The sequence below is a fragment of the Roseovarius indicus genome, from assembly GCF_008728195.1.
Taxonomy (GTDB): Bacteria; Pseudomonadota; Alphaproteobacteria; order Rhodobacterales; family Rhodobacteraceae; genus Roseovarius; species Roseovarius indicus.
Genome location: NZ_CP031598.1, coordinates 112,029 through 125,007, shown reverse-complemented (window position 1 = coordinate 125,007; position 12,979 = coordinate 112,029). Strand labels below are relative to the sequence as shown.

Sequence of the window (12,979 nt, the reverse complement as noted above, 5' to 3'; positions counted from 1 at the left end):
CTCTGGTCAGAAGCGGTTGGCGTCGTAAGGCGCGAGGTCGATATTGGGCGGCTGGCCGCCGATCAGCGCGGCAACGATCCGACCGGTCTTGGGCCCGGCGGTGAGGCCGATATGCTGATGCCCGAAGGCGGCGTGCACGCCGGTGCCATTGATCTCGCCGATCAGCGGCAGGCTGTCGGGCGTGGAGGGACGGAAGCCCATCCATTCCTCGACATCCTCATACTCCAACGCCGGGAAGAGGCGTTTGACATTGCGCGCGATCAGGTCGCGCGGCCCGCGCGAGGGGCCCTTGGTGGTATCGCCCAGCTCGACCGTGCCGGCACAGCGCAGGCCCGAGGCCATGGGGTTCACCGCGAACTTGCCCTGCGTCATCATCATCGGGTTGTTGGGCATCTGCGAAGGGCCGGTGAAATGCAGGTGATAGCCGCGCTCGGCCACCAGCGGCACCTTCAGACCCAGCTTGCGCATGAGGGGTTTCGACCAGATCCCGGCGGCCAGCACCGCGCGATCGCAGGTTAGGCGGCCCTGATCGGTAAGGACGGCCGTAACCTTGCCGCCAGTCAGCTCGATATCCTGCGCCTCGGCCTGGCGATAGATTCCGCCCTCGTCCTCCAGCACCCGGGCCAGCGCCTCCATGTAGGCGCCGGGATTGAGGATATGGCCGTGATCTTTCAAAACTGCGAGGCATTTGGTCTCCGGCCCCAGGATCGGCTCAATTTCCTGCACGGCTGGGCCCTCGACGATCTCGGGGACGAACCCGGCGCGACGCTTGACCTCCCACCCGGCGGCGTCGGCCTCGAACGCCTTTCGGTCGGCATAGGCATAGGAAAAGGCGCTGTCGGCAATCCAGTCTTCCGCCCGCGTGCCCTTGGTCAGCGCGCGATGCTGCGCCACGCTGTCGGTCAGGATATGGGTGAGCGCCCCGGTCATATGGGCGTTGCCCGCGGGCGTGGCGTTGCGGAAGAACTGCCAGAGCCACGGCATGAGCGTGGGCAGCGCGCTCCACTGCATGAAAAGCGGCGAGTCGGCACTGGTGAGGTAGTTGAACGCGGTTTTCCGCAGGTCCGGCGTGTTCATCGGCACGATGGCCCATTGCGCAAGCAACCCGGCATTGCCGTAGGAAGCGCCCGCACCCGGGTAATCCTTGTCGATCAGCGTAACGCCATGACCGGCACGGCGCAGCCAGATCGCGGTGCTGAGGCCGCAGATGCCGGCGCCGATAACGATGATGTCGAGCGGTTTGGACATGTCCCGTATTCCCTTGAGTTGCCGCAGCTAAGCGCAAGGGCTCGGTGGGGGCAAGGGCCTCAGACAATACGACTGTGGCTGCTGTGGCGATTTGAGTATTTCTGGAAAGATGAAAGCGGGGCGTCAGCCCGGAAAGGCGGCGGTGAGGGCGATCTCGACCATGTCGGAGAAGCTTTGCTCGCGCGCCTCGGCCGAAAGCGCCTCACCCGTCTGGAGGTGGTCGGAGACGGTGCAGACGGCCAGCGCGGCGGCGCCGTGGCGGGCGGCGACGCTGTAGAGCTCGGCTGCCTCCATCTCGACCGCGAGGATGCCATGTCGGGTCATCTGCTCGGTCAGGTCGGGACGTTCGTCGTAGAAGGTGTCGGAGGAATATATGTTACCGACATGGGTTCTCGTGCCCTTCGCCTCTGCGGCAGCCACGGCTGCGCGGAGGAGGGCAAAATCGGCGCATGGGGCGAAGTTGACTTCGCGCATCATGGTCGACGACGGCGTCGTGGTGCTTGTGGCGGTCATGGCAATGATGACGTCGTTGAGGGTCACATGCGCCTGCATGGCCCCGCAGGAGCCGATGCGGATCAGCCGCTTGGCGCCGTAATCACGGATCAGCTCGTTGGCATAGATCGACAGGCTCGGCATGCCCATGCCCGAGCCCTGGATGGTGACGGGGTGACCGTTCCACGTGCCGGTGAAGCCCAGCATGCCGCGGGTGGAGTTGACCTGCCGCAGGTCAGACAGGAAGGTTTCGGCCGCCCATTTTGCACGCAACGGGTCGCCCGGCATCAGGACGCATTCGGCGATATCGCCTTCGGAGGCGCCGATATGGATGGACATGGCCCCGCCCCTTACTTGCGATTGTACTTGATGAAGGGCGTCAGAACGCCGATCCGATCGTAAAGCTGGCGGGCGGTGGCGTTGAAATCCTGCGTCAGCCAGTACACCGCCGGGCGCCCGGCCGCGTCGGCGGCGGCATAGACGGCTTCGATCAGCTTGCGGCCGACACCGGTGCCGCGCACCGCCGGGTCGGCGTAGAGATCCTGCAGGTAGCAGACCTCCTCGATGCGCCAGTTGTGGGGATGGTAGATGTAGTGGACAAGGCCGACCGGTGTCCCGTCGACCAGCGCGATCAGCCCGTTCTGATCGGGATGATCGGAGGAACAGAGCCGCTCGAAGGTTGTGTCATAGACCTCCTGAGCCACCGACGTTTCGTAGAAATCGAGATAAGCTTTCCAGAGCGTGGCCCAATGGGCCTTGTCGGCGGGTTCGACGGGGCGAATGGTGACGGTCTGGGACATGGAGCACGGCCTTCACGAAATGGTGTCGGACCGGTTGTAGACGAAGTCGGCCACACCGAATAGGCCCGTCAGAAGGCATTTTTTCGCCGAGGGGTTTGCGTGCGGGATGTATCATCGCCATGTGCTCCTGAGCGGTTCGGGGAGAGGCCCTGACCCACGAGGCAGAAAGGGAGACACCCATGAAATTCCGATCGACGCTGACAATGGTGATCGCCACCGCGAGCATCGCCCTGACCGGGCCGGCGCTGGCGCAGCAACAGGCCAGCATGGAAGTGCCGGAGATCGCAGCCGAGGACGTGACCTCGGGTCAGATCGCGAGCTTTGTCAACGCCATGATCGCGCTCGAGCGCATCCGGGCGGAATACCAGCCGCAGATTCAGGCCACCGAGGACACGGAAGAGCGCCAGAAGCTCGCCGCCGAGGCCGACGAAGCCGCCAAGGCTGCCGTGACCGAAACCAAGGGCATCTCGCCCGAGGAATACATCGCGATCGGCCGTGCGGCGAACGAGAACAAGGAACTGGCCGACAAGATCACCACGCGGATCGTCGAGTTGCGCCAGAAGCAGCAGAAGCGGCAGACGCTTCAGCAGCCCGGCGTTCAGGAGGACGGCGAGAGCACCACTGACGGTGAAACGGCCACCGAATGATTTACGGCCGGCGGCGGATTATTCCGCCGCCACCGCCTGCGGGTCGGCGAGCGTGACAATATCCATCATGATGGTGTTCAGCTCGAAATCCTTGGGCGTGTAGACCCGCGCGACGCCCATTTCCCGAAGGCGCCTGGCATCTTCCTCGGGAATGATGCCGCCGACGATGACGGGAATGTCACCAAGGCCTGCCTCTTTCATCCGGGTCATCAGGTCTTCCACCAGCGGAATATGCGAGCCCGACAGGATCGAGAGGCCGACGACATGGGCCTCCTGCTCCTGCGCGGCCTTGACGATTTCCTCGGGCGTCAGGCGAATGCCCTCGTAGTTGATGGCCATCCCGCAATCGCGGGCGCGGAAGGCGATCTGTTCGGCGCCGTTGGAATGCCCGTCGAGGCCTGGCTTGCCGACCAGGAAAGAGAGGCGGCGACCAAGCCGGTCTGACACAGCGTCGACCGCGTCGCGCAGTTCTTCCAGGCCTTCGGTCTTGTTCGACGGGCTGCCCGACACGCCGGTCGGCCCTCGGTATTCGCCATGCACGGCGCGCATCTGTTCAGCCCATTCGCCAGTCGTAACCCCGGCCTTCGCCGCCTCGATGGAGGCGGGCATGATGTTCTGCCCCATCGCCGCGGCCTCGCGCAGGGCGGTCAGGGCGGCTTTCACCGCTGCGTCATCTCGCTCGGCACGCCACGCGTTCAGACGTTCGATCTGGTCGGCCTCGACGCCCGGATCGACCACGAGAATGCCGCCATCCTCCGATTGCAGAGGCGATGGTTCGCCCTCGGTCCACTTGTTGACGCCGACGACCACGGTCTCGTTCCGCTCGATCTTGTTGAGACGTTCGGCGTTGCTGTCCACGAGGCGGGATTTCATGTACTCGATCGAGTTGATCGCACCGCCCATGCTGTCGAGATTGGCCAGCTCGTGGCGGGCGCCATCCTTCAGCGCCTCGACCTTGGCGTCGACCGCCGGGTTGTTCTCGAAGAGATCGTCGAATTCCAGAAGGTCGGTCTCGTAGGCGAGGATCTGCTGCATCCGCATCGACCATTGCTGATCCCACGGGCGGGGCAGGCCCAGCGCCTCGTTCCATGCCGGAAGTTGCACGGCGCGGGCGCGGGCTTTCTTCGACAGCGTAACCGCCAGCATCTCGATAAGGATGCGGTAGACGTTGTTTTCCGGCTGCTGCTCTGTGAGGCCGAGGGAGTTGACCTGCACGCCGTAGCGGAACCGGCGGAACTTGGGGTTGTCGACGCCGTAGCGGGTTTCGAGGATCTCGTCCCAGAGGTCGACGAAGGCGCGCATCTTGCACATTTCGGTGACGAAGCGGATGCCCGCGTTCACGAAGAACGAGATGCGACCGGCGAGCACCGGGAAGTCCTCGGCCGGGACGCGCGGCTTCAGCTCGTCGAGCACGGCAATGGCGGTGCCCAGTGCGTAGGCAAGCTCCTGCTCCGGCGTCGCGCCGGCCTCCTGCAGGTGGTAGGAGCAGACGTTCATCGGGTTCCACTTGGGGACGGCCTTGTAGCAATACTCGGCCACGTCGCCGATCATCTTCAGCGACGGTTTCGGCGGGCAGATATAGGTGCCGCGCGAGAGGTATTCCTTGATCAGGTCGTTCTGCACCGTGCCGGTAAGCTTCGAGATATCCGCCCCCTGCTCCTCGGCCACCGCGATATAGAGCGACAGAAGCCACGGCGCGGTGGCGTTGATCGTCATCGAGGTGTTCATCTCCTCGAGCGGGATCTGGTCGAACAGCGTGCGCATGTCGCCCAGGTGGCAGACCGGCACGCCGACCTTGCCGACCTCGCCCTTGGCCAGCACGTGATCGCTGTCATAGCCCGTTTGGGTGGGCAGGTCGAAGGCCACGGAAAGGCCAGTCTGCCCGCGCGCGAGGTTGGATCGATAGAGCGCGTTCGAGGCCTCGGCGGTGGAGTGCCCGGCATAGGTGCGAATCAGCCAGGGGCGGTCTCTTTCGGGGGCTTGCTGCGTCTGCGACATGTGGCGGCCTCGTGAATCGGAATACGTAATTTTGTTACGTTCGGCACTAGATACATGGAATATTATGAGCGTGTCAATTCGCTGCGTTGCGGCAATCGGCGACCGGGGCGCCGACAGCGCAGCGCATTTCGGTACTGCTGCGGAAACCGAACAGATGATGCAGCGGGCCGATATGGGTGACCTCCCCCGCAACGAAGCCGTGCCGTTCGTAAAGCGCGCGGGCGCGGGCGTTGCTGTCGACCACGTCGAGGCGGATGGACGACATGCCGTCGGCCGCCGCGCGGGCCTTGACGGCGTGCAGCAGGGCCGAGCCGATACCGCGGCTGCGGGCTGCCTCGTCCACGAAAATCCCGTCCATAAGCAGCGTGCCGGGCGCGACCCGCCGCTCGAGTAACGACAACGCCCCGCCGCGCCAAAGCGCTCCGGGCCAGCCATAGACGCGGGCCAGATCGCGCCAGCCGCCGCCCACCAGCCCGCCGCGTGCCGTCTTGAGACCTGCGAGGCCGAGCAGGCGGCCTTCGGAATCGCGGGCGGAAATGGCGAAGTCTGGGTGCAGCGCGCCGGAAAGAAAACTGAGCGCCTTCTCCTCGGGCGCCAGCACCGGGCCGAGCTTGTCGCGGAACGCCTGCCAGAACAGCCGCGCGGCGTGGTCGCGCTCCCCCCGGTCGAAACCGGGGGACAGGATCGGCGTCACGGTGTCTGGCCCATTTGACATGGCCCTGATAAAGCTAATTCCCAAGTGATGTGCAAGGATCAGGCATGACATCGACCGTCGAGCTGCCCCTCTGGCTGTTTGTCCTGATCGTGCTGTTTGCCGCGGTCACCTTCGCCTCGCATTTCCTGTTTCCCTCGGTGCGCTGGTTCTTCCGCCGGCGGATGGAGCGTGTGGTGGCGCGGCTGAACGAACGGCTGGCGCGGCCGATCGAGCCGTTCAAGCTGGCCCGGCGCTACGACATGATCCAACGGCTGATCTATGACCCCGAGGTAGCCCGTGCCGTGGCCGATCATGCCAGGGAAGAGGGCATCCCCGAGAACGTCGCTTTCGAACAGGCCCGCCGCTACGCGCGCGAGATCGTGCCGAGCTTTTCCGCCACGGCCTATTTCGGCATAGCCATCAAGGCGGCGCGATGGCTGAGCCAGTCGCTCTATCGCGTGCGGCTGGGCCATTACGACGAGGAAGAGTTCCGCCATGTCGACCGCGAGGCGACGGTGGTCTTCGTGATGAACCACCGCTCGAACATGGATTACGTGCTGGTCACCTGGCTGGCCGCCGAGCGCACGGCGCTGACCTACGCGGTGGGCGAATGGGCGCGGGTCTGGCCGCTGAGCCGGCTGATCAAGGCGATGGGGGCCTATTTCATCCGCCGACGCCCGCGCAACGACCTCTACCGCAGGGTTCTGGCCCGTTACGTCGGCATGGCGACCGAAGGCGGCGTGACCCAGGCGATCTTTCCCGAAGGCGGCCTGTCGCTTGATGGGGCTCTGGCCCGCCCGCGGCTGGGCTTGCTGAAATACATCGTCGAAGAACACGAAAGCGGCGGGCGCGACGTCGTCTTCGTTCCCGTGGCGGTGAATTACGACCGGGTCTTCGAAGACCGGATCCTCGTGGCCGCCGGACAGAAGGGCGAACGGCGCTTTCAGGCCCGGATCAGCGTGGTGGCGAAATTCATCGTCAAGCAGTTCTGGCTTCGGCTGACCGGCCGATATCACCGTCATGGCTATGCCGCCGCCAGCTTCGGCGCCCCGCTGTCGCTGGAGCAGTTCGAGGCCGAGACGCCCGGTGCGACGGTGGAAGACCTCGGCCGCCGCCTGATGAAGCGGATCGGGGAGGAGGTTCCGGTTCTGCCCGTGCCGGCGGTCGCGCATGTTCTGATAGCGGCCGACGGGCCAGTGACGCGGCACGAGATCGAACGGCAGATTGCCGCGATGGTCGAGGTCTTGCCCGGAACACGGATGCAATTGCCCCGAGACGATACCGCCTACGCGGTCGAGGTGGGCCTGCGCAACCTGCGAAAGCGGGGCATGCTGGTGGAAGACGACCAGGGCATTACGGTGAACGAGGATGACCGCCCCGTTGTGGCCTATTACGCGAAGTCTATCGCGCATCTTCTTTGCACCCGCAGCGACTGACGCGCAACTTTCTGCGGTTGCGAGGTTATAAAATTACCGGAAACACGTTCCAGGCATTGCATTGTTGCGCGGAGGATTATATCCACCCTCAAAGGCCGTGATTCTGCATCGCGGCGAATTCTTGACTCAAGGAGGCTGAGGATGGCTCTGGACACCGAGACCGGCATCGCGCCCTACGACGCGCCCGAGAAGGATCTCTATGAAGTGGGCGAAATGCCCCCGCTGGGTTACGTGCCCAAGCAGATGTACGCATGGGCCATCCGGCGCGAGCGCCACGGCGAGCCGGACAAGTCGTTCCAGGTTGAAGTCGTCGATACCTGGGAAATCGACAGCCACGAGGTGCTGGTTCTGGTGATGGCCGCTGGCGTCAACTACAACGGGGTCTGGGCGGGTCTCGGCCAGCCGATCAGCCCGTTCGACGTGCACGGCCAAGACTACCACATCGCCGGCTCCGACGCCTCTGGCATCGTCTGGAAGGTCGGCGACAAGGTGAAGAACTGGAAAGTGGGCGACGAGGTCGTGATCCACTGCAACCAGGACGACGGCGACGACGAGGATTGCAACGGCGGCGACCCGATGCTCTCGCCCACCCAGCGAATCTGGGGCTACGAGACCGGTGACGGCTCTTTCGCGCAGTTCACCAAGGTGCAGGCGCAGCAGCTTATGCCGCGGCCAAAGCACCTGACATGGGAGGAAAGCGCCTGCTACACGCTGACGCTGGCCACCGCCTACCGGATGCTCTTCGGCCACCACCCGCATGAGCTGAAGCCGGGTCAGAACGTGCTGGTCTGGGGCGCCTCGGGGGGCCTCGGCTCCTACGCGATCCAGCTGGCCAACACGGCAGGCGCCAACGCGATCGGCGTGATCTCCGACGAGGACAAGCGCGAGTTTGTCATGTCGATGGGCGCCAAGGGCGTCATCAACCGCAAGGATTTCGATTGCTGGGGTCAGCTTCCCATCGTCAACAGCCCGGAATACGGCGCTTGGCTGAAAGAGGCGCGCAAGTTCGGCAAGGCGATCTGGGACATTACCGGCAAAGGCGTGAACGTCGACATGGTCTTCGAACACCCCGGCGAGGCGACCTTCCCGGTGTCGACGCTGGTGGTGAAGAAGGGCGGCATGGTGGTGATCTGTGCCGGGACCAGCGGCTTCAACACCACGTTCGACGTGCGCTACATGTGGATGCACCAGAAGCGCCTGCAGGGCAGCCACTTCGCCCACCTGAAACAGGCCGCCTCGGCCAACCGTCTGATGATCGAGCGCCGGCTTGATCCGTGCATGTCCGAAGTGTTCCCGTGGGATGAAATCCCCCAGGCGCACATGAAGATGAAGCGCAACGAGCACAAACCGGGCAACATGGCCGTGCTGGTGCAGGCGCCGAAGACCGGCCTGCGCACGGTCGAGGACGTGCTGGAAGCGGGCAAGTAAGCGGCCCGTTCCCGTAAAGGCAGACGCCCGCGAATCGGTGAACCGGTTCGCGGGCGTCTTGCGTTCGAAACGAGCCCCCCTCCCGGAATCAAGGAGTTGCCAGAGCCTGCCTCGCTATTTCGGGGGAGTATGAAGCGGTGAGTATGACCAGAAGCTTCCTGCTGCTACGGTATGGTTAATCGTTCTTTAAGGCTCATCGTGGAGGCTCGGCATGGAAACCGAATGGATACTCGACGTACTCGCCGACCTCAGGACTTTCGCCCACCAGAACGGCCTTCCGGCCCTGGCGGAGCAGATTGACGAAACATGCCTGCTGGCGGCGGTCGAGATTGCATCGACTGCGGAAGGACCGCCCGGTCATGAACGTGGCACCGCCGACGAGACTGGAAAGGATCTTGAACTGCTTGGAGCGGGCGTCTGACCCCGGCGACCTGCAGTCTGTCATCGTCGAACTGCGCGGCCATTTCCGCATCGATCATCTCGTCTATCACTGGGTCAGCGCCGATGGCGACCAATACGGATGCGGCACCTATCCACCGGAATGGGTAAGCCGCTATCTGCAGAAGGACTATCTGCGCATCGACCCGGTGGTCCTTGGCTGTTACCAGCGGTTTCACCCGGTCGAATGGAAACGGCTCGATTGGTCCGGCAAGGCGGTGCGTGCCTTTGCCGAGGATGCACGCGCCCATGGTATCGGGGCCCAGGGCTTTTCCGTGCCGCTTCGGGGGCCGAACGGACAGTTCGCGCTCTTCACCGCCAACCACGATTGCGATGACGATACGTGGCGCGATTTCACCCAAAGCCATTGCCGTGAACTGATCCTGATCGCGCACGACTTCAACCGCAAGGCGCTCGAATTCGAGCCCAAACGGGCAGAGGCGGGCAACACCCTGTCGCTCAGCCCGCGGGAGGTCGATGCCCTGACCCTCCTGGCTTTGGGCTATGGCCGGGCGCAGGTCGCTGAAACCCTGTCGATTTCCGAGCATACGCTGCGGGTCTATATTGAAAGCGCCCGGTTCAAACTGGGCGCGATCAACACGGTTCACGCGGTGGCCCGCGCGCTCAGCCGTGGGCTGATCTTCGTCTAGTCCGTTTCACGCAACGTACGCCCCGACAGGCCTTCCTTAACCGGTTTTTTCCACGTCTCGCTGCAAGATTTGCAGAGAGGATGGATAATGCTGCGCTACGTTCACGCTCACGATCTCGGCCGCTTTCCCAGGCTCGCCGACACCATGTTCCGCGACCGCGCCGATCAGTTCGCCACCCGGCTGGGCTGGGAGGTATCGGTCGATGCCCGAGGGCACGAGCGGGACGCCTATGACGATCTGAACCCCCTCTACGTCATCTGGGAGGGCGAGGATGGGCAGCACCAGGGCTCGCTCCGGCTTCTGCCAACCACGGGGCCCACGATGATCGACGATCACTTCCAACATTTGCTGGGCGGGCGTCGCATGAACGACCCACGCGTTTGGGAATGCACGCGGTTCTGCCTGTCCCGCGGCGCGGCCTCGCGGGTGGCGGCCGCGCTGATGCTGGGCGGCGGCGAGGTGATGACGCGGCTGGGGGTCGATCATTTCGCCGGCGTGTTCGATGCGCGCATGATCCGAATCTACCGGGCGATCGGCGCCTCGCCACAGGTTCTGGGCGGCAAGGGCGAAGGCCGTGAGCGGATCAGCGTGGGCCTGTGGACGTTCTCGGCAACGGCCCGGGCCCGGGTGGCCGAACGTGCGGGCGTGCCCCCGGCCCTGTCCGACCTGTGGGTCCGGCAGAGTTTCGGCGCCGACGAAACGGCCCTGGCCCGCAGCGCCTGACGCTTTCGCTGGCATGGCCCGGGCCACGCCGTTAGGGTCGCGCCATGACCGCGACCGCACTGACATATTCCGAAGATCAGGCCGAGGCCCATGACCGCATCACAGCCATGCTGCGTAGTGCCGGCGTTGACCTCGACGAGGGGCTGCTGACCCCGCCGCGCGAGGGCAAGCAAAGCGTCATGGCGGTGGTCGGCAAGGCCGGCTCGGGCAAGACGCTCCTCTTGGCCGCGCTCTACCGCGCGCTGGAGGATGCGGGCGTCGAGGTCGTCTCCGGCGATTACGAAGGCCGCCGGCGGCGCGACCGCCGCACGCTGGCCATCCTCGCCCCCACCAACAAGGCCGCCAGCGTGCTGCGGATGCGCGGCGTGCCGGCGACGACCATTCACCGCATCCTTTACACCCCCGTCTATGACCCGGAATACGAGAAGATCGCCGAATGGCTGGCCGGCAACGGCGACAAGCCCGAGATCGAGGGGCTGACCGAACAAGCGCTCGACCGGGCGCATGCCTTCTTCCAGACCAACAAGTCGATCCCCGGTGCCCTGGCCGCGGCGGGGCTGAGGGGCTCGGATTTCATCACCGGCTGGAAACGGCGGGAAGAGCCGCTGGATATCGGCTTCATCGACGAGGCCTCGATGCTCGATGCCAAGCAGTTCGAGGATCTGCAGGAGATCTTCCCGACGCTCCTGCTCTTCGGCGATCCGGCACAGTTGCCGCCGGTGAAGGGCGAAGGCGGCGGCATGGTCTTCGACACCCTTGCCGCGCCGTCGAAGCTCGAACTGCACCGCATCCACCGGCAGGATGCCGACAACCCGATTCTCGACCTTGCCCATACCCTCGGCGACCCCGAAGTGGGGTTCGAGGATTTCGAGAGGCTGGTGGAGCAGACGGCACAACGGGACGAGCGGGTAAAATGGGCGCAGCGGGTCGAGGTCGACCTTATGGCGCGCTCGCCCGTGCTGGTCTGGCGTAACGCCACCCGCATCCGCCTGATCAACGCCTTCCGGGCGGTACATGGCGCCCCCGAGACCGAACTCCTGGAAGGCGAGCCGTTGATCTGCGACGGGATCGAACTGCCGCTCAAGCACCGCAAGAAACGGCTGGATCTCGAGGCCCGCGGCCTGATCAAGGGCGCACAGGTGATCTATCTCGGGCTCGGCCGCAAGCCCGGCTTTTCGCGCCTGCACGTGATCGGCGCGGAAGATCCGCAGCTCAGCGCCGCCTCGATCATCAAGGTCGAGAAGCCGGACGAGGAGGAGCCCTTCATCCCCTTCGCCGCCAACCTCGGCGCAACCTTCCTGCACGGGGCAGCGGTCACGATCCACAAGGCACAAGGCTCGCAATGGCCCGATGTGCAGGTGTTCGCTCCCGATATCTATGCGGCTGCGCGCATGGGCCGAAACGAGGCCGGCCAACCGCTGTGGAAGCGGCTGGCCTATGTCGCCATCACCCGGGCAGAGGAGCGTCTGCACTGGGTCGTGCGCAACCGCCTGTCGAAACCGACCGGGCCGCTCCGGGTGGACGACCTGCGCACCGCACCGGTACCGCTGACACTGGAGGGGGAGACGGAGGGATGAGGACGATCGTGATCACCGGGGCCAGCTCGGGCATCGGCAAGGCCACGGCAGAGGTGTTCCTGGATGCGGGCTGGAAAGTGGGGCTGATCGCGCGCCGCGCCGACCGGCTGGAAGCGATGGCGAACTGGCACGACAACGCCGTCGCCCTGCCCGCCGACGTGACCGATGCCGACGCAATGCAAGCGGCGGTGGCCACCTTCGTGAAACAGGCCGGACGGCTTGACGTGCTCTTCAACAATGCCGGGATGTTCGGGCCGGCGGGTCCGATCGACGAAATTCCGCTCGACGGGTTCGAGCAGGTCTTGAACGTCAACATCCGCGGCATGTTCATTGCCGCGCAACTCGCCTTCGGCCAGATGCGCCGGCAAGATCCCCAGGGCGGGCGCATCATCAACAACGGCTCGCTTTCGGCGCATAATCCGCGGCCGGGGTCGGTCTGCTACACCACGTCGAAACACGCGATCACCGGCCTGACGCGAAGCCTGTCGCTCGACGGGCGGCCGTTCGACATCGCCTGCGGACAGATCGATATCGGCAATGCCCGGTCGGAACTGGTGGAAGAGCTGAACGCCCGGGCGCTGGAGGCCAACCCCGGCGCCGACCTGCAGCCCATGATGGAAGTCGAGGAAGCCGCCCGCTCGGTGCTGCACATGGCGGAAATGCCGCCCGAGGCGAACGTGCAGTTCATGACGGTGATGGCGACGAAGATGCCCTATATCGGCCGCGGCTGAGGGAACTACGCGAAAGACCCCGGAGTTTCACCGTTCCCCAAATACTCCCGCCGGAGGCGTCCCGCCCCATCGACAGGCGCCGCCATCGGCGGGTCCGCCCCGCCCCCTGCGAGACGG

Annotated in this window: 13 protein-coding genes; 8 read left to right on the top strand and 5 right to left on the bottom strand. The window is 64.9% G+C overall.

Annotated features, from left to right (window positions below; all coding sequences use genetic code 11):
• Positions 1–6 precede the first annotated feature (6 nt).
• The 3 genes from RIdsm_RS00605 to RIdsm_RS00595 all read right to left on the bottom strand — a co-directional run bounded on the left by RIdsm_RS00605 (position 7) and on the right by RIdsm_RS00595 (position 2,540).
• Complete coding sequence (locus tag RIdsm_RS00605) at positions 7–1,248, bottom strand: NAD(P)/FAD-dependent oxidoreductase (protein ID WP_057817358.1); 1,242 nt, start codon at positions 1,246–1,248, stop codon at positions 7–9.
• 123 nt (positions 1,249–1,371) lie between these two features.
• Positions 1,372–2,079, bottom strand: coding sequence for a purine-nucleoside phosphorylase (gene deoD, locus RIdsm_RS00600; protein ID WP_057817360.1), 708 nt, complete (start codon positions 2,077–2,079; stop codon positions 1,372–1,374).
• A gap of 11 nt (positions 2,080–2,090) precedes the next feature.
• The gene (locus RIdsm_RS00595) at positions 2,091–2,540 is read right to left on the bottom strand and encodes a GNAT family N-acetyltransferase (protein WP_057817362.1); all 450 of its coding nucleotides are present in this window, start codon (positions 2,538–2,540) and stop codon (positions 2,091–2,093) included.
• Between the two features lie 179 nt (positions 2,541–2,719).
• Here RIdsm_RS00595 and RIdsm_RS00590 point away from each other — a divergent pair, with 179 nt between their 5' ends.
• A complete protein-coding gene (locus tag RIdsm_RS00590; RefSeq protein WP_057817364.1) occupies positions 2,720–3,187 on the top strand; it encodes a DUF4168 domain-containing protein in 468 nt (155 codons plus the stop codon).
• Between the two features lie 18 nt (positions 3,188–3,205).
• Here the strand turns inward: RIdsm_RS00590 and RIdsm_RS00585 are convergent, their stop codons facing one another.
• Entirely contained in the window at positions 3,206–5,185 is a 1,980-nt protein-coding gene (locus tag RIdsm_RS00585) for a protein meaA (protein WP_057817366.1), read from the bottom strand.
• 73 nt (positions 5,186–5,258) lie between these two features.
• Positions 5,259–5,900: a GNAT family N-acetyltransferase gene (locus RIdsm_RS00580; protein ID WP_057817369.1), complete on the bottom strand. Its 642-nt coding sequence runs from the start codon at positions 5,898–5,900 to the stop codon at positions 5,259–5,261.
• A gap of 44 nt (positions 5,901–5,944) precedes the next feature.
• On the opposite strand from RIdsm_RS00580, the gene RIdsm_RS00575 reads away from it, so the two are divergent.
• From RIdsm_RS00575 to RIdsm_RS00545, 7 genes are all read left to right on the top strand, one after another.
• Positions 5,945–7,315 (top strand): 1-acyl-sn-glycerol-3-phosphate acyltransferase, encoded by a 1,371-nt coding sequence (locus tag RIdsm_RS00575; protein ID WP_057817371.1) that lies wholly within the window; start codon positions 5,945–5,947, stop codon positions 7,313–7,315.
• A 141-nt stretch (positions 7,316–7,456) separates the two neighbouring features.
• A complete protein-coding gene (gene ccrA / locus RIdsm_RS00570; RefSeq protein ID WP_057817373.1) occupies positions 7,457–8,743 on the top strand; it encodes a crotonyl-CoA carboxylase/reductase in 1,287 nt (428 codons plus the stop codon).
• Between the two features lie 211 nt (positions 8,744–8,954).
• Complete coding sequence (locus tag RIdsm_RS00565) at positions 8,955–9,164, top strand: hypothetical protein (RefSeq protein WP_057817374.1); 210 nt, start codon at positions 8,955–8,957, stop codon at positions 9,162–9,164.
• Positions 9,103–9,831, top strand: a complete 729-nt coding sequence (locus RIdsm_RS00560; protein ID WP_057817376.1) for a helix-turn-helix transcriptional regulator — start codon at positions 9,103–9,105, stop codon at positions 9,829–9,831. The genes RIdsm_RS00565 and RIdsm_RS00560 overlap by 62 nt, the downstream gene beginning before the upstream one ends.
• A gap of 87 nt (positions 9,832–9,918) precedes the next feature.
• Complete coding sequence (locus RIdsm_RS00555) at positions 9,919–10,554, top strand: acyl-homoserine-lactone synthase (RefSeq protein WP_057817378.1); 636 nt, start codon at positions 9,919–9,921, stop codon at positions 10,552–10,554.
• 44 nt (positions 10,555–10,598) lie between these two features.
• Positions 10,599–12,131: an ATP-dependent DNA helicase gene (locus tag RIdsm_RS00550; protein ID WP_057817381.1), complete on the top strand. Its 1,533-nt coding sequence runs from the start codon at positions 10,599–10,601 to the stop codon at positions 12,129–12,131.
• On the top strand, positions 12,128–12,862 hold the full coding sequence (locus RIdsm_RS00545; protein ID WP_057817383.1) for an SDR family oxidoreductase: 735 nt from the start codon (positions 12,128–12,130) through the stop codon (positions 12,860–12,862). The genes RIdsm_RS00550 and RIdsm_RS00545 overlap by 4 nt, the downstream gene beginning before the upstream one ends.
• The last annotated feature ends 117 nt before the right edge of the window (positions 12,863–12,979 follow it).

What these genes read in the sequence shown, in the direction of transcription:
- RIdsm_RS00605 (WP_057817358.1), bottom strand. Translation starts at nt 1,248, where the DNA reads ATGTCCAAACCGCTCGACATCATCGTTATCGGCGCCGGCATCTGCGGC.
- deoD (WP_057817360.1), bottom strand. Translation starts at nt 2,079, where the DNA reads ATGTCCATCCATATCGGCGCCTCCGAAGGCGATATCGCCGAATGCGTC.
- RIdsm_RS00595 (WP_057817362.1), bottom strand. Translation starts at nt 2,540, where the DNA reads ATGTCCCAGACCGTCACCATTCGCCCCGTCGAACCCGCCGACAAGGCC.
- RIdsm_RS00590 (WP_057817364.1), top strand. Translation starts at nt 2,720, where the DNA reads ATGAAATTCCGATCGACGCTGACAATGGTGATCGCCACCGCGAGCATC.
- RIdsm_RS00585 (WP_057817366.1), bottom strand. Translation starts at nt 5,185, where the DNA reads ATGTCGCAGACGCAGCAAGCCCCCGAAAGAGACCGCCCCTGGCTGATT.
- RIdsm_RS00580 (WP_057817369.1), bottom strand. Translation starts at nt 5,900, where the DNA reads ATGTCAAATGGGCCAGACACCGTGACGCCGATCCTGTCCCCCGGTTTC.
- RIdsm_RS00575 (WP_057817371.1), top strand. Translation starts at nt 5,945, where the DNA reads ATGACATCGACCGTCGAGCTGCCCCTCTGGCTGTTTGTCCTGATCGTG.
- ccrA (WP_057817373.1), top strand. Translation starts at nt 7,457, where the DNA reads ATGGCTCTGGACACCGAGACCGGCATCGCGCCCTACGACGCGCCCGAG.
- RIdsm_RS00565 (WP_057817374.1), top strand. Translation starts at nt 8,955, where the DNA reads ATGGAAACCGAATGGATACTCGACGTACTCGCCGACCTCAGGACTTTC.
- RIdsm_RS00560 (WP_057817376.1), top strand. Translation starts at nt 9,103, where the DNA reads ATGAACGTGGCACCGCCGACGAGACTGGAAAGGATCTTGAACTGCTTG.
- RIdsm_RS00555 (WP_057817378.1), top strand. Translation starts at nt 9,919, where the DNA reads ATGCTGCGCTACGTTCACGCTCACGATCTCGGCCGCTTTCCCAGGCTC.
- RIdsm_RS00550 (WP_057817381.1), top strand. Translation starts at nt 10,599, where the DNA reads ATGACCGCGACCGCACTGACATATTCCGAAGATCAGGCCGAGGCCCAT.
- RIdsm_RS00545 (WP_057817383.1), top strand. Translation starts at nt 12,128, where the DNA reads ATGAGGACGATCGTGATCACCGGGGCCAGCTCGGGCATCGGCAAGGCC.